A 16,154-nucleotide genomic window follows, 5' to 3' on the forward strand; every position below is an offset into this window, starting at 1 on the left:
TTTAGAAAGAGTTGAGTTACTTATATTTCTCCAGAATCCCGGGTACCCTGTCAGGTTTTAAGCGAGCATATATGTCATCGTCGATCCGCATAACCGGCCCGAGCCCGCATGCTCCCATGCACCGGACCACCTCAACGGAGAACCTACCGTCGTCGGTGGTGTCACCGGCCCTTATCCCCAAAGTCTCCTCCAGCTTCTCCAGGATCCTATCAGACCCGCGAACATAACACGCGGTACCTTTACAGATAGATATCTGATGACGTCCTTTGGGCTTGAGAGAGAAGAGAGCATAAAAAGATACGACGCTATAGATCTCGCTGAGCGGGATGTCAAGTTCAAGGGCCACCTTTTCCTGCACTTCCCTGGGCAGGTACCCTAAAAGCTCCTGCGCTTCATGCAGGACCTGGATCAGGACGCCCCTTTTCCCCCGATGTTTCCCGATGATCTCCTCAAGCTTTTGCCACTTCTCTTCGCTGATTTGAGTGAGCCTTACCTCCTCAACCGCCACATATACCCCTCCTAGAAACAGGCTATTTGATATCATGCCAGAGGAACTCGCGAAAACCTATGAAGCAAACCCCATGCCAACCTCGAAAGGCACTGATTTAGCGCGGGTCTGCAGGATTATGGGGCGCGATGGTGATAGAGAAATAGGATCCTGGAATGCGAAGATGCATCACGGAAGATCTGGGGATTCTCGGCCATTGATGCAGCAGTGCATTAGATGATGCGAGCCTGCATTGGGGTAATGCGGGCCTGCTAGATTACGTATGTCGCGCATAGCCGAAGGAATGAGTCTGCTAGTTGAACCGCTGCCGGGTCGCATATTTGATTAATCATGGCAGGGACGCTATGAGGATGCCTGGCCGCCTCGAAAGTACTTCTGGATCTTTCGCACAACCGTGGATTGGTTTATGCCCAGAACTTCAGCGATCTCATAAGTGCTGTGATAACGTGAAACTGCCTTTTGGATGATCTGGCGTTCAACCTCTTCTACTGCATCTTTGAGGGGCACGACATCAGAAACGGTAACCGGAGGCTGATTTACCGGGCAGGATTTGAAAGGTGAAGGCAGGTCGGCTATCCCTATTTCATCGGACACGGCAATGATGACCAGGCGTTCCACAAGATTCTCAAGTTCCCTGACATTCCCAGGCCAATCATATGCCATGAAAGCCTCTTTGACTTCATCGGTCACGGTTTTACGGACGCCGTATTTGCGGCAGCACACATCCAGGAAATGGTACATGAGGGGTATGATATCATCTTTCCGCTCCCGAAGTGGCGGTATTACTATGGGAACCACATTGAGCCTGTAAAAGAGATCTGCTCTGAAGGACCCCTGCCTTACCATCTCATGAATATCCTGATTTGTCGCAGCGATGATGCGCGCGTCTATCTGAATGGGCTTCGTCCCGCCCAGGCGGGTCACCTGCTTCTCCTGTAAGACTTGAAGCAATTTTACTTGGAGGTTGAGAGGAAGCTCGCAGATTTCATCCAAGAAAAAAGTGCCTGAGGAGGCGAGCTCGATGAGGCCCGGCTTGCCAGCTCTCTTTGCACCGGTAAATGCCCCTGTTTCATAGCCAAACAACTCCGACTCCAGAAGAGTCTCAGGGATCGCGCCGCAATTGACCTTTACAAAAGGTCCTTGTCGTCTGTTCCCCATCCGATGGATGAATCTCGCCACGACTTCCTTGCCTACTCCTGATTCCCCCAGGATAAGCACTGTTGCATTGACATTTACGACTCTCTCAGCGACCTGCAGCACCTTGCCCATTTCCTGGCTATAGGCCACTATGTGGTCAGGATCAATGTCCGCATCCTGCCTGGAACCCGTCACTAACCTGAGCCCCTGATTAGCGCTGGCGGCTCCTGACGAAGCCTTCATATCTCTATCATCAGGGTCATTAGGGGCGAAAATACAACCCTGAGGGGATGAATGACCAAGGCTCACCGAAATGGCCTTATCACGGCAAGAACTATATCCGCAGGCCCCACAATCGTATTCGTCGCGAGAAGTCATACGCCCCATAAGCTGAAGGGCTTTCCGGATTTCATCCTCGTCTGGGATCCTGAAGGAGAATTTCTTCGCCCCTCTAGGACATATGGGGATGCACTGACCACAGGCCTCGCAACGATCAGATTGTACATGAGCGCGCCGGTTCACCAGGGAGATGGCGCCATTCTGGCAGACAGTGACACACGCGCCGCATCCAGCGCACCTTGAATCGACGGTATAGACCCAGGTCTTGGAAGGCCGTATGCTGCGGATCATACCCCCATCACCTCCCCTCCCAGGACTATTATATCATACACTGTTACTGGTGGTCGGCAGGCCTAGCCCCGCCCTTGAGCAATCCCTCCAAATAGACACGAAAATCAGGGGCAAGATCCTCACGCTTCAGGGCGAATTCTACAGTTGCCTTGAGAAACCCCAGCTTGTCTCCCACATCATATCGCTTGCCCTTTGGGACAACTGCAAAGACTCGAGAGCGCTCGGCCAACACATTCAGAGCGTCGGTAAGCTGGAATTCACCACCTACTCCAGGCCCCAGGGAAAGTAATATATCAAAGACCTGAGGCTCAAGAATATATCTCCCTATGACAGCGAGGTTGGAGGGGGCGCTGCGAGGATCCGGTTTTTCCACCAGACTCGTCACTTTATATGCGCCATCTATTTCACCATCGAGGGAAACGATCCCGTACCTCCCTGTTTCCTCTTGGGGAACCGGGGATACAGCCACTACATTACCCCCGAGCTCTTCGTGGACCCTGATGAGCTGGGCAAGGCAGGGATCCTCTGAATCAAAGATCTCATCTCCCAGCAAAACCGCAAAAGGTTCATCGCCCACGTGCCACCGGGCTTGGTATACCGCATGGCCCAATCCCAGGGCCTCCTTTTGGCGAATAAAATGTACATTCACCATATTAGAAATGTCCTGAACAGCCTCGAGGAGATCATCCCTGTTTGAGCGTTTCAGAACCGATTCTAGCTCAAAAGACTTGTCGAAGTGATCTTCAATGGCCCGCTTTCCTCGCCCGGTTATGATCAATATATCCTCGATGCCTGAAGCTGCTGCTTCCTGGACCACATATTGAATTATGGGCGTATCCACAATAGGCAGCATCTCTTTAGGTTGAGCCTTGGTGGCAGGAAGGAATCTAGTTCCAAGTCCTGCCGCCGGAATTACCGCTTTACGAACCCGCATACAAAATCACCCCAGGAAAACCCCTGATTTCAGCATATTCTATCACCTGTGGTTGCCATTTCTATTGTTGTTCAGCTTTCCCTGATAGACCTCCGGCCTCAAAACACAGACCGAAGGTAGATTGCGGTATTTTTCTCCAAAATCTAGTCCATATCCCACTACGAATTTATCAGGTATCTGAAACCCATTATAATCAGGTGTTATTTGAACCTCACGACGAGAGGGTTTATCAAGCAGCGTGCAAATCTTCACAGAGCTAGGTTTGCGGGCTTTCAGATTTTCTAGAAGGTAGTGAAGAGTAAGGCCAGTATCTATTATATCCTCCACAACCAGCACATGCTTGCCCTCTATAGGCGCATCAAGATCCTTCAATATCCTCACGACCCCACTGGTCTTCGTGGCCAGCCCGTAACTAGATACGGCGACGAAATCTATAGAAAGAGGGATTCGTATGTTCCGCACCAGATCGGCCATGAAGACAAGGGCTCCCTTGAGTATTCCAACGATCACAAGATCCCGGCCCGCGTAGTCCCTCGAGATCTCCTCACCAAGTTCCCTGACCCTTTTTTGGATGTCGCTTTCATCAACAAGAATACATTCGACGTCATTCATCAAAGAATTCGTCATTGAATCGCCGCAACACATTCGCTCGCATAGTTATAGATCGTTACGGCATTTTCCTCCCTTCAAACAAAAATCCACATGAGGTAGTCCGCCGAGACGGCAGCGCACCCCTCTAAAGTTGGAGCAGCAAGTGCCCCCCTAGAGCGCGGGCATCGAAATTCCAAGATTTGGAACCTCTTGAATCCGGGTTTTCCCCACCGAATACTCATACAGCCCGGACTCCTTCGACTTATATACATACATATCCTCTATCTGGAGGATGACGGGCTTGGATCCTTTGGTTATCCAGGCGATCATTTCATATTTCACAGGCTGGATCTGAGTCTTATCAAGAGTTCCTGATCCATAGAACCTTTCATCTACAGACGGCAGCCTGAAACTCACAACCATGCACTTCTGACCGCCAAGGGAATCCTCTTTGATGGTTTTGACCTCTGTCGCCTCCTTGAACCCACTCTCGAGAACGCTGCCCATTCCTTTGAATTTGGATATCCATTCTAACTCAGAGGCCAGCTCCTCATCTTGGACCGCCGAATCCGGCTTCTGCCACGGTCCCGGAGAATCAGACCCTGCATCCCTCACCCTAAAGACGATCCTGTCGCCGGCCCGATACCCTTCAAACTCGCTATCTTCTGTCGAAGAAACATAGTGGAGAGCGGCCGGAGTGAATTCTATGATCCTCTCCCATAGGCCTGTGCCGAGCTTACGGGCTTCATCCATGCCTACAAGCTCGGAGGAAGTGGGAAAGGAAACCTCTTCAGTAATCTTTGCCTTCTTGATCCCGAGCGTGTTGCCGGCAGCAACGATGAATAGCTCTCGAATATCACGCGGGATAGCAACTGCCTCAATCTCTGCAGACCCCGGTTCCTGCACGACGGGGGCCTCCTTTGGACCCTTTTCTTGCCAATAGAAGAACCCTGCCACCCCTGCAACAATAGAACCCAGAAGGATAACTATCCACAGGTATGACTTCGCGCCACCAGAGCCTCTCACCAGGATCTACTCTCCTCTCGATGGATACCGAGTTTTCACTTGTTTGCCAGTCTAATATGGCCCTGGGAGAAGATAGGAACCACCTCATACAAGTCAAGGCTGGACGCAAACTTTACGTCCTTATGATAACCAGCATCGATGAGGAACCGACCATGCTCCGCGGAAGATAATGCCTTTTCTATCTCATCCCTATATGCGCTATAGATGGTCCGCGCCACAATGGCGCCATCCGTCAGTTCAACCTCTTTTCTTGCCGCAAGATAATCCACCATCATACCAGAACAGGCGAGATCATCCAAAGCAAGTTTCCGCTCATCCCCGGCGCAGGCGAGAATGACATCCTTGTTCAAACTGAGGAGATACTCACAAACAGAACTCAAGTTCAGGAAAGAGCCCACCAGGACACACTGGGCGTTCTTAGCGATCTTGAGCAGGCGCGTTCCATTGGTGGTGGTAAATATGATCTTCTTCCCCGCAACGTTTTCCCTGGTATATTCCAGAGGAGAGTTTCCGAGATCAAATCCTTCAATCTTGTTCCCCCGGCGCTCCCCCCCAAGGATGAATTCCCCCTTGCCATAGCCATGCGCTATTTCTACTGCCTCTTCCACAGTCGCGGTGGGAATCACCTCCTCGCAACCGTTGGCCATCGCAGTCACGATAGTGGAACTGGCGCGTAAGATGTCTAGCACAACGACACATGCATCCCCCAAATCTCGCTGTTCGAGTTCCTGGGGAATTACGGTAACATCAACTCGCATAGAACTCAATTTCCTCCTACTTCTAGTGTGAAGGAATGCCTTGCTGTCCATTGGCACATTCCTGAATGGATTGGACCAATTCTTCGATACGGCTCTGATCTGGCAGCCAATACAATGGCGCGAAACTTCCCGGGAGAGTCTCGGTCTCAAGTTGAGTATTTTCATCGATATGTGCAAGAAACCACCCAAGGGCCCCTATTTCCCTTATAGACAAATCTGTTTTGACACATTTCATGGCAGCCTCTATCATCGGCTTTGCCTTTGTCAAATTCTTTGGCGCAACTAATGCCGCAATGACTGATCTGAGCAGCTGCTGTTGCCTCCTGATGCGCGCAATATCCCCCAGGGCATCGTGCCTAAACCTGACAAATTGGAGCGCCTGATCGCCATCTAGCCGGTGAACGCCGGCCTTGAGATCAATCTTGAGATTGCCAGCCCGGTCCTCATATTTCATGTCGCGATCTATGTTGACGGTTACACCTCCTGCGAGGTCGATCAGCTTTACGAACCCCTGGAAATCCGTCTCTACGTATCCATCAATTGGAAGACCGACAAGTCTCTCCACGGTCCGCATAGCAAGCTCTATGCCCCCCCTGGCATGCGCGCTATTGATCTTGCCGGTCCCGTAGCCCGGTATTTCAGCCTTTGTATCCCGGGGAATCGAGATGAGATATGCCTTTTTGGACATTGGGTTTACACTGAGCAATATCAGGGTATCCGCCCGCTGCCCCCCGTTCATCGAATGCCCATCCACATCATAGGTCCGATCCACTCCCAGGAGGAGAATGGTGATGGGCCTGTCGTGAATGTTGAATGCCTCCTCCAGATCCATCGCCTTTTGAAAAGATAGCCATGATATGATGGAGATAGAACCAATTACGATGAATGCCGTAAATATGAGCGCTGAGATTGCCCTTATCCATTTCTTGCCGCGATGCTTGTTCTTTTGACGACGCTGCTTCTGCGATAATTGTAAATTCGCCAGTCCAGAGCTCAAATCCTCCACCAGACTCCCCCCGAACCCATATATCCCATGGTTTTGGCTACTGCCTTCAGTCTATTCCGCCACCAACTTCAGACGCGGATCAACCTCCAATCCCAACGATGATAGCTGTCCGCGGAGCATCCTGTAATACCCGGCGCAGGCGATCATCGCTGCATTATCGGTGCATAATGCAGGGGGCGGGTAGAAGACTTCTATTCTTTGTTCTGTCGCTCTTTTAGAAAATTCTTCCCGCAGGCGACTGTTGGCAGCCACCCCCCCTGATATGGCCACCTTCCTCACACCTGTAGAGAGTGCGGCTATAATAGTCTTCTCAACAAGCACTTCCACAATGGCTTCCTGGAAACTGGCAGCCACATCTGGTATATTGATTGATTCACCTTTTGCCCTGGCCTTGTTGACGTATGAAACCAGGGCCGTTTTAAGGCCGCTGAAGCTGAAATCAAAACTTCCCTCTTCGAGATAGACCCTGGGAAATAAAACCCGGCTACTATCGCCTTCCTTTGAGATACGGTCAATAGCAGGACCCCCCGGATACCCGAGCCCAAGCACCCTGGCGGCCTTGTCAAACGCCTCCCCTGCGGCATCATCCCTGGTGCGCCCCAAGACATCAAACTTCCCATATTCTTTGACCATGACAAGGTCAGTATGTCCACCAGATACCGTAAGCGCGACAAAAGGCGGCCTCAGTTCCGGGTTTGCGAGAATATTCGCATATATATGCCCTTCCACATGGTTCACGCCCATAATGGGAACACCGAGAGCAAATGCAAGGGCTTTGGCCGCTGATATACCAACCAATAATGCGCCCACCAGGCCCGGCCCCCGGGTGACAGCGATACCATCGATTTTCTCCGGAGATATTCCTGCTTCACCGAAGGCCTGGTCTATCACGGGTATGATCAGCTCCACATGCCTTCGCGAAGCAATCTCAGGCACGACCCCTCCAAATTTCTTGTGCATGTCTACCTGCGAAGCTATAACATTCGAGAGGATTGCCTCCCCATTCAAGACAATACTTGCGGATGTCTCATCGCATGAAGTCTCGATACCAAATATAAGTACATCGGGCTTTGTCAGCAGTAATACCACTTCCTTCTTGTATGTCGTCCTGAGAGCTCATCGCTGTATCTACAAAAGCTTGATGACGTGGGTGCCGGTATTTTGGCCCAAATCCTCTTTCCACATGATGATGGCGTCCTCATTATTATCATGATAGTATCCGCGTCGCACTCCTACTTTGACAAAACCCAACTTTTCATAGAGACGCTGAGCTGGAAAATTCGTGGCCCTAACCTCCAGGGTCATCCTCCTGATCTGCTTCGAGCGGCAAATATCGAAAAGTAAGAGCATGAGAGAATAAGCGATGCCCCTTTTCCTAAAATCGGGATGCACTGCCAAATTAGTGATGTGCGCCTCATCGAGTATAAGCCATGTGCCAACATAACCCACAACCCTTCCATCGAGTTCCGCGACCAGATAGCATGACCTGCTGTTTTGATAGAGTTCGGATAGAAATGCATACCTGGACCAGGGCGTTGGAAATGACAGTCTCTCGATCTCTACCACGTCATTGAGGTCCTCAGCCCTCATGGCGCGGATCTTCACCTGGGGCGCGTCCGCACGCTCTTTGTCCACTGATTTTTGCCTCCCACTTAACCTCTGCATCAGGCCTGCGGTGATAATAGGGTTCAAGATGAAACGCATCAGTCGCCTCACCCCTCTTCATTCGCAGGAGACCTAGCTCGGCTAGAATAGCGGCCCTTGGCTTGCGATATGTTCCAGAGACCTTTATTGCTCTTCTGCCCAGGTGCGCCCTGATCTTCTGCCAATTGTCGGATACCCCATCTCCAGTGAATAGAATATTGCCAGGAATATCTGGAAGATTCCTGAGCAACTCGTCGATATTGGAGATTCGTATATCCGTGGTCTTGATGACACATCTGTCAGGAAGGGCAAGGAGGTCGCCAAGTCCGATGTCACAAGAACCATTGGCCGATACGTCCTGAGCATCATATAATGCCCAGTAGACATTGCCGCGCTTTGCCGCAATGATGGGGCAAATCTTCTCCCCCGCCAGCGCACGGACCCCGAGCGCCAACACGTCTATGGTGGAGATGCCGACGAGAGGGCATTTCAGTATATATCCAAGGACCTTTGCGGCCGTGACACCTATCCTTACCCCAGTATAAGATCCGGGGCCGATGGTGACAGCAATTCCTGCAAGATCCTCGAGATCGCGATCTACTGCATCAAAGAGAGCGACGCAATCTGGGATGAGTCTTTCCGAACGCGCCTGAAACACACTGATGAAATGTTCGCCCAGAAGATTATCATCCTCAAATAGCGCCACACCGCCAGAACTGGTGGAAGTATCAATCGCAAGTATCAACAACGCCGCCGATCCCTCTCAAATATGAAACTAGCTGCTGCACAATCCCCTCAAACCTGTCTCCACAAGGCTCAAAGACAATGATTCGATCATTCTCCAGTTCGCCTAGCGCAAATCGGATGTCGAGCCTTTGTTGCGGCAGACTGTCCATTACGATCTCAGGCCACTCTATAAAACATACCCCATCACCATAGAAGTAATCCCCCAGGTCCAGCGTCTCGATGTCATTTTCAGCCCCGAGGCGATAAAGGTCAATATGATAAAAGGGCATCTTGCCGGGATATTCCTGGATCAAAGTGAAGGTCGGGCTTGTCACATACTCAGATATTCCAAGCCCCAGAGCAACCCCCTGCGCAAAGCAAGTCTTGCCTGTGCCAAGTTCCCCGAAGGCCGCGAGAACATCCCCGGGAGATAGGAACCGAGCCAATGCCTGACCTGCAAGGCTTGTATTCTCTGGACCTTTGCTCCTAAAGCAAAATCTGCCCACCCGATCACCTCTTCAAGGCACGCATAGATCCACAAATGACCAAATGTTACACGCGGACTGGCCTTCAGCATACAGATTATATTATACTCTGTCCTTGTGGATAAGCAACCAATGAGGCTCGAAAAGGGGATGGCAACAAGCGGCTTGCAGAGAGCGATGCTACATTTTTACATCGGTAGACCTATTCCACAGGTGGATGTATTTCGATATCAATCTGTCAAGCTCACGGCTTACGTCTCGCATTTCGTCGCTTATGACGAACTTTCCCTCTTTCGGGACCAGGGAATTCAATACTAGCCTAAGTTTTTCGATCTCATCCCGCAGCCCGGCTAGATTCTCGTCACTGTCGGGCCGTACCAAGATATGCACTAAATCTATACCCCCAGTACAAAAATATAGACTCGATGCTACACTGTTTCTATACAGTGAGATCTTTTTCAATAAAACTTTTTAGCATATTCGACAGTAAAAATAGATTTCCTGCGGCAAAAACCCCCAGAAGATATTACTTCATTCGAAGGACCCTACCAGCTCTCGCGTCTGTTGCGGCATTCTGCTCCAATGATAATTTCCCATTTACGATCACATAATCAATTCCCTCGGCGTATCTATGTGGATCGGCAAATGTCGCTTTATCGGCGATACGATTCTCGTCAAAAATCGTTATGTCCGCAAACATTCCGGGCCGGATCACCCCCCGCCTCGTGAGGCCGAGACGCTGCGCAGGAAGGGCTGACATCTTACGAATAGCCTCCTCCAACGGAAATATGCGTTCTTCCTTCCAGTAACGCGCCAGGACCCTGGGGAAAGTGCCATATGCCCTTGGATGCGGCTTTCCTGATGATAGGGCGCCATAGGGGGCTCGGGCGGTAGCGTCGCTGCCTATAGAAGAAAGCGGATGCGCCATCACTTCCTTGACATCATCCTCGCACATGCCAAACCTTACGGTGCCGACATCCATACCTTCCTCCAGCAGCAACCTGATTGATATATCGAAAGGCGTCATGCCTGACTCTTTCGCGATCGTGGCGAGGTCTTTGCCCTCAAATATCTTGTTTTTATGGGACTTCACCTGGGAAATGACGATTTTGTCCCAGCCAAGCTTTTCGCCCTGTTCATGTTCCACCACAGGCCTCAGTCTCTCAAGGACCCTCTCATCTCTGAGTCTCTCCATCATCTGACGCGTCCCGCCATCCGCAACCCACGAAGGGATTATAACGCTGAGACCAGTCGATGAGGCCGTATAAGGGTATACATCGCAAGCAACATCGATGCCGCGGGAACGAGCATCCTCCATCATCCTGAGAGTATCCTTCACCTTGCCCCAGTTTTGCCTTCCCTGTGCTTTATGGTGCGATATTTCCACCGGGATCCCGGTTCGCTCCCCTACAGCAATCGCCTCTTCCACAGCCTCATGCAACATATCGCCTTCATCGCGGATATGACTTGCATATATCCCCCCAAACTCCCGAGCTATCCTGGCAAGATTCACGATCTCATCAATGCCGGCGTAGCAAGATGGAGGGTATATGAGACCCGTCGAAAGCCCAAAGGCCCCGGAACACATAGCCTCTTGGACTAAATCCATCATCTTTGCCAGTTCGGCAGATGTGGGGGCACGCCGAGACTTTCCGACGACCGCTGATCTTATAGTGCCATGGCCCACAAGGGGGACAATGTTGACCGATGGTCGAGATCGCTCCACTACATCTAGATATTCCCCAAATGTTCTCCATGTCACCTCGATGGATAAATACTCCAAATCGCCACGGATGCTTTCCAGGGCTTCACCCAAAGCAGGCGCGAGTGAATACCCGCAATTGCCGATGACTTCCGTGGTAACCCCCTGGTGAATCTTGCTCTCGGCCCTAGGGTTGGCCAGGATGCTATCATCAGAGTGAGAGTGGATATCGATGAACCCCGGAGCGGCCACCATTCCGTCGGCTTCTATAACGGCGTGAGCCGGGCTCCTGTCACCAGGTCGGTATCTGCGCACCTCAACGATGATATCGTCAATGATTCCGATATCTCCAATAAACCAGGCACTGCCAGTGCCATCGACAATTTTCGCGCCACGTATGAGAAGGTCGAACATATGGGCACCCCCTGTTCATCTCGCCTGATGGGGCATCTTGATGGAGCATGATGACCCGATCGAAACCCTTCCACCTCACATCTTGACTAATTCCCGCCTTATTCGGGGACAATCCCATCACCCTTCAGGGGGGGTCCATCTTTCTGCCTGGCAGAAGCTGAACGCTATCTGAGAGAAGAGAGCAGCACCCACGGCCATGGCACGTTCATCAAAATCAAATTTAGGATGATGCGCAGGGTAAGGAGTACGCCCTGGAGTGGCCGCCCCCAGGAGCATGAAACAACCACGAGTATTTTGAAGATAGAATCCGAAGTCTTCCGACCCCATAGATGGGAAATCCTCGTGGACGATATTTTCATCGCCGATGATCTTCCGCGCAGCCTCTTCAGCAAAGTCGGTCATATCAGGGGAATTGACGGTGACAGGGTAACCTGTATTTACGACGACGTCACAAGTCGCGCCCATTCCGCGAGCGATACCGCGCGCAGTGCGTTCTATCCGATTCAAAAAATCAGCTCGGACCCTCGGAGATAGTGTCCTCAAGGTCGCGCTCATGGTTACCTCATCAGCTATGACATTTGGCCTGCACCCACCTGAAATTGCGCCGATAGTAAACACTACAGGCTCGATCGGGTTCCTCTCCCTGCTTACCAGAGATTGCAGAGCCAGAACGATGGTTGATGACACCACTATAGCATCGATGGCGCGGTGTGGAGCAGCGCCGTGCCCGCCCTTGCCGGTCACCTTGATTGTAAGATCATCAGTCGCCGCAAAAATTGTGCCAGACCTAAATCCTACTTTACCTACCGGAAGGTCAGACCAGATATGCAGGCCAAATATGGCATCTACAGGAGGGTCCGATAACGCGCCATCGCGAATCATGGAAACGGCCCCTCCCGGGCCTTCTTCAGCCGGCTGGAAAATAAACCTCACATTTCCATCCAGCTCATCTTGAAAACGAGAGAGTATCATGGCCGTTCCGAGCAGGATAGCTACATGGCCATCATGGCCACATGCATGCATGACCCCGGGTACCCTCGACCTGTATAGCACATCTTTCCTATCCTGTATTGGGAGCCCATCCATATCAGCTCTAAATGCTACGGTCTCCCCTGGTTGCTTTCCACGGAGAAAACCTAGGACCCCTGTCCCACCGACTCCTCTTTTGGTCTTGATCCCCAGAGATTCCAGGGCCTCAGCTATATACTCAGCGGTCTTATATTCATAACCGCTGAGCTCAGGGTACATATGAAGATTTCTCCTGATTTCGATCATCTTTGGCAAGAGGTCTTTCGCTTCCTCCACTATTACCTTCGAGTTTAGCATGAAAAGCCTCCTCATCCCGCGGGGTATAGTCCTTACTGGAGATCAGAGAGGGCTAGACTGATCTGCAAGGCACGGTCTACCATTTGCATGGTAACCGGGTCGAGATGAGAGACGCGTTCGCGTAAACGGCTTATGTCAAGCGTGCGTATCTGCTCCAAAAGCACAACAGAATCCTGAGGCAGTTTGCTCTTGCTGGCCGGCAATTCTACGTGCGTGGGCAGCTTCGCCCTTTTGATCTTGGAAGTAATGGCAGCCACAATAGTGGTGGGGCTGTACCGGTTGCCAATATCATTTTGGAGGATAAGAACAGGCCTTATCCCTCCCTGCTCCGATCCCACCACCGGATTCAGGTCAGCGTAAAAGATGTCACCTCTCGCTATAATAGGATTCATTATCTTGCTCCAAGAACGCCTCGTATTTTGCCAGGGCCTCCTCATCCGGCACCACGCACGAACAGGCAAGTTCCCGGTTCAGTGAGGCCATTTCGATGTAACCGTCTACCATTTTTTGTCTCTGATCCAGCCGGCGTCTCTTGAAAAGGTACTGATGGATGATCTCTCTCACGAAGGCGCTGCGATTCGTGCAATCCTTACGGACGAGGGCATCGAGTTCCTCCAGCATCTGATCTGTGACACTTACCACTATTCTTCTAGCCATACCGTTACCTGCCATTTCCATACCCTCACTTTCACTAAATATAGTGTATGGCCATCCCCTCAGCTGCCGCTGCGGCCTCTCCCAGCGCCTCAGATAGAGTCGGGTGCGCCCTTATTGCATCTTCGAATTCGTTCAAAGAAAGGCCATGCTTTATGGCAAGACTGGCCTCGCTCACCAACTCTGTGGCGCCCGGCCCTATGATGTGAGCGCCGATCAATCGTTTATCATCTTCTCTCGCAACAAGTTTTACCATCCCATCAGGTTGCCCCATCACAATCGCCTTACCATTGGCGACGAACGGAAACTTGCCAACTATCACCGGAATCCCTGCCTCGCGAGCGGCGTCCTCTGTCACCCCCACAGTACCGATCTCAGGCATAGTGAAAATCGCGCTTGGGATGGCCGAATAATCCATGGACATGCGCTCGCCAATCCCGAAATCAGCGGCTATGTTATGTGCTGCTACTATTCCTTGTTTTGATGCTACATGGGCAAGCATTACCTTAGCGGTGGCATCCCCGATGGCATAAACCATACTGTTGCTGGTCCTCATCCCATCATCCACCAAGATCTCGCTTCGTCTTCCCATATCTACATGTGCATCCTCGAGCCCTATGTCATCAGTGGCTGGCACCCTTCCTACACTTATGATAGCCCTTTCTGCCGTGATTTCCTCACCTGACTCTAATGCAGCTATAACCTTGCCGCCAGACTCTTCCAAATTCAATATCCTCTCCCCAGTTCTAATGACTATCCCGCGTTTCTTTAGAAAGGATTGGAGATGAGAACTAATTTCCCGGTCTTCAGATGGGAGGATGTGTGGTAGAAGCTCCAGCAAGATGACCCTGACTCCTAATTCAGAGAATATGCAAGCAAGTTCACAGCCTATTATACCACCGCCGACTATAAGAAGATCAGCAGGAAGGCTATTGCATTCAAGTATCTCATCACTGGTCATTACAGCCCGTCCGTCATAACAAAAACCGGGGAGCATCTGGGGTTTAGAACCAGTGGCGACGATGATGCGCTTCGCCTGGATATGACCAACGCCCTCAACCAGGACCCCATCATCTTGGAGGCGTCCCCTGCCCCGCAAAATGGTCACCCTGTGCTTCTTGAGAAGAAACTCCACGCCGGCGCGAAGTCTTGCGACAACCTGGCTTTTACGTTTCATGATGGCATCAAAATCTGCTGCGATAGTCTCGCCTGCAGAAATGCCGTATTCTGCGGAGCGCCTCATGGTAGCAAGAATCGACACACTATTTGCCAGCGCCTTTGTCGGTATGCATCCGCGATTTAAGCATGTGCCGCCTACATCCCGTGCCTCCACCAGGGCAACGGAGAGTCCAAGCTGACTTGCCCTTATGGCTGAGACATAACCACCCGGCCCCCCACCGAGGACAACAAGATCATATACAGTAGATTCCAAGTCTCATCACCTGACCTGTTAGGAATAAAATCGGGGCACGCGTTTGCTAATGGCGCATGTGACTTCATACCCTATGGTCCCGCACCACGATGCCACCTCATCAGCTGAGATCTCATCTGAACCCTGCCTTCCAATCAGGACGGCATCTTCCCCCGGCTCGACATATAGGTCGCCTGTGTCAACCATACACTGGTCCATGCAGATCCGCCCGACAACCGGAAATCTCTTCCCACGAATCAAAACCATTGCCTTTCCCGACAGGGCCCTCATGTATCCATCAGCATAGCCGACCGGTAGGGTAGAAATGAATGTCTCTTTCTTTGTTACGTAAGTCCTACCATAACTTATGCCAAACCCCGCGGGCACTTTCTTGGAATAAGCGATCCTCGTGACAAATGAGAGGGCTGGTTTGAGATCAAGCCCCCGCTTGAGATCTGCCGGGACCTGCCCAAAACTAAAGGGAGACAAACCATATATTATGATTCCCGGTCTTACCATATTAAACAAAGCCTGGGGGAATCTCATCAAAGCCGCGCTATTAGCTATATGTTTATAGGGCAACTTTATTCCACTTTTTTCAAGATCATCTACGAGATCCGAGAACTTCTGAATCTGAGCCAAGGCAAAACGTGGGTCGTTCTCGTCGGCTGTGGCGAGGTGACTGAATATGCCTTCCACCTCCAGGTTGGAAAGCTGCTCAACGCGCCGGATGAAACCAGCGGCCTCATGGGGGGTTATGCCCAGCCTCCCCATCCCGGTGTCGACCTTTATGTGCACCTTGGCTTTCTTTGCCTCCTGTGTGGCAGCCACCGAAAGATGCTCTGCGAGTTCAAGGGAACAAACCGAAGCGGTAAGGCCATACCTTATCACCTTTTTGGCCTGGTTCGGGAAGGTCTGGGATAAGATCAGGATGGGAGCGATTATGCCGCTCTTCCTCAGCGATACCCCTTCCTCGGCAAGGGCAACCCCAAGCCAGTTGGCCCCATTATTCAACGCCGCAGATGCCACCTGCACCGCTCCATGGCCATATGCGTCCGCTTTCACTACCGCCATTATCTCAACTCCGGGACCAACTTTGCGCCTTATCTCTCGGACATTATGACTTATAGCGTTCAAGTCAACATATACTCTGGTGGGCCTATCCGCCATCTCTTCCATTGCCTGGCCTCACAGTCCTTTCG

18 protein-coding genes are annotated in these 16,154 nt (G+C 51.4%); all 18 read right to left on the minus strand.

The window, feature by feature from the left end; genetic code table 11:
- Nucleotides 1–16: 16 nt before the first annotated feature.
- Nucleotides 17–544: an NADH-quinone oxidoreductase subunit NuoE gene (gene nuoE / locus HPY52_09300; protein ID NPV80457.1), complete on the minus strand. Its 528-nt coding sequence runs from the start codon at nucleotides 542–544 to the stop codon at nucleotides 17–19.
- Between the two features lie 306 nt (nucleotides 545–850).
- A complete protein-coding gene (locus HPY52_09305; protein NPV80458.1) occupies nucleotides 851–2,275 on the minus strand; it encodes a sigma 54-interacting transcriptional regulator in 1,425 nt (474 codons plus the stop codon).
- Between the two features lie 43 nt (nucleotides 2,276–2,318).
- Nucleotides 2,319–3,209, minus strand: a complete 891-nt coding sequence (gene galU / locus HPY52_09310) for a UTP--glucose-1-phosphate uridylyltransferase GalU (GenBank protein ID NPV80459.1) — start codon at nucleotides 3,207–3,209, stop codon at nucleotides 2,319–2,321.
- A gap of 42 nt (nucleotides 3,210–3,251) precedes the next feature.
- Nucleotides 3,252–3,824 carry a hypoxanthine phosphoribosyltransferase gene (hpt, locus tag HPY52_09315; protein ID NPV80460.1) on the minus strand — a complete coding sequence of 191 codons (573 nt, stop codon included), beginning with the start codon at nucleotides 3,822–3,824 and terminating at the stop codon, nucleotides 3,252–3,254.
- A gap of 147 nt (nucleotides 3,825–3,971) precedes the next feature.
- Complete coding sequence (locus HPY52_09320) at nucleotides 3,972–4,826, minus strand: hypothetical protein (protein ID NPV80461.1); 855 nt, start codon at nucleotides 4,824–4,826, stop codon at nucleotides 3,972–3,974.
- Nucleotides 4,827–4,861: 35 nt separating this feature from the next.
- Nucleotides 4,862–5,584 (minus strand): 2-phosphosulfolactate phosphatase, encoded by a 723-nt coding sequence (locus HPY52_09325; protein ID NPV80462.1) that lies wholly within the window; start codon nucleotides 5,582–5,584, stop codon nucleotides 4,862–4,864.
- A gap of 22 nt (nucleotides 5,585–5,606) precedes the next feature.
- Nucleotides 5,607–6,590: an LCP family protein gene (locus HPY52_09330; protein NPV80463.1), complete on the minus strand. Its 984-nt coding sequence runs from the start codon at nucleotides 6,588–6,590 to the stop codon at nucleotides 5,607–5,609.
- 51 nt (nucleotides 6,591–6,641) lie between these two features.
- Nucleotides 6,642–7,667 carry a tRNA (adenosine(37)-N6)-threonylcarbamoyltransferase complex transferase subunit TsaD gene (gene tsaD, locus HPY52_09335; protein ID NPV80464.1) on the minus strand — a complete coding sequence of 342 codons (1,026 nt, stop codon included), beginning with the start codon at nucleotides 7,665–7,667 and terminating at the stop codon, nucleotides 6,642–6,644.
- A 51-nt stretch (nucleotides 7,668–7,718) separates the two neighbouring features.
- Nucleotides 7,719–8,255: a ribosomal protein S18-alanine N-acetyltransferase gene (gene rimI, locus HPY52_09340; protein NPV80465.1), complete on the minus strand. Its 537-nt coding sequence runs from the start codon at nucleotides 8,253–8,255 to the stop codon at nucleotides 7,719–7,721.
- On the minus strand, nucleotides 8,170–8,982 hold the full coding sequence (gene tsaB / locus HPY52_09345; GenBank protein ID NPV80466.1) for a tRNA (adenosine(37)-N6)-threonylcarbamoyltransferase complex dimerization subunit type 1 TsaB: 813 nt from the start codon (nucleotides 8,980–8,982) through the stop codon (nucleotides 8,170–8,172). The genes rimI and tsaB overlap by 86 nt, the downstream gene beginning before the upstream one ends.
- Complete coding sequence (gene tsaE, locus HPY52_09350) at nucleotides 8,963–9,466, minus strand: tRNA (adenosine(37)-N6)-threonylcarbamoyltransferase complex ATPase subunit type 1 TsaE (protein NPV80467.1); 504 nt, start codon at nucleotides 9,464–9,466, stop codon at nucleotides 8,963–8,965. Before tsaE ends, tsaB begins: the two co-directional genes overlap by 20 nt.
- Before the next feature lie 159 nt (nucleotides 9,467–9,625).
- Complete coding sequence (locus HPY52_09355; protein NPV80468.1) at nucleotides 9,626–9,835, minus strand: aspartyl-phosphate phosphatase Spo0E family protein; 210 nt, start codon at nucleotides 9,833–9,835, stop codon at nucleotides 9,626–9,628.
- Between the two features lie 136 nt (nucleotides 9,836–9,971).
- Nucleotides 9,972–11,561, minus strand: coding sequence for a D-aminoacylase (locus tag HPY52_09360; protein NPV80469.1), 1,590 nt, complete (start codon nucleotides 11,559–11,561; stop codon nucleotides 9,972–9,974).
- 117 nt (nucleotides 11,562–11,678) lie between these two features.
- Nucleotides 11,679–12,887 carry an amidohydrolase gene (locus HPY52_09365; GenBank protein NPV80470.1) on the minus strand — a complete coding sequence of 403 codons (1,209 nt, stop codon included), beginning with the start codon at nucleotides 12,885–12,887 and terminating at the stop codon, nucleotides 11,679–11,681.
- A 32-nt stretch (nucleotides 12,888–12,919) separates the two neighbouring features.
- A complete protein-coding gene (locus tag HPY52_09370) occupies nucleotides 12,920–13,279 on the minus strand; it encodes a type II toxin-antitoxin system PemK/MazF family toxin (protein ID NPV80471.1) in 360 nt (119 codons plus the stop codon).
- A complete protein-coding gene (locus tag HPY52_09375) occupies nucleotides 13,254–13,544 on the minus strand; it encodes a ribbon-helix-helix protein, CopG family (GenBank protein ID NPV80472.1) in 291 nt (96 codons plus the stop codon). The genes HPY52_09370 and HPY52_09375 overlap by 26 nt, the downstream gene beginning before the upstream one ends.
- A 34-nt stretch (nucleotides 13,545–13,578) precedes the next feature.
- Entirely contained in the window at nucleotides 13,579–14,973 is a 1,395-nt protein-coding gene (gene lpdA / locus HPY52_09380) for a dihydrolipoyl dehydrogenase (protein ID NPV80473.1), read from the minus strand.
- A gap of 18 nt (nucleotides 14,974–14,991) precedes the next feature.
- The gene (locus HPY52_09385) at nucleotides 14,992–16,131 is read right to left on the minus strand and encodes an alanine racemase (GenBank protein ID NPV80474.1); all 1,140 of its coding nucleotides are present in this window, start codon (nucleotides 16,129–16,131) and stop codon (nucleotides 14,992–14,994) included.
- Nucleotides 16,132–16,154 lie beyond the last annotated feature (23 nt).

Source organism: Bacillota bacterium (assembly GCA_013178415.1).
GTDB lineage: Bacteria > Bacillota > SHA-98 > Ch115 > Ch115 > Ch115.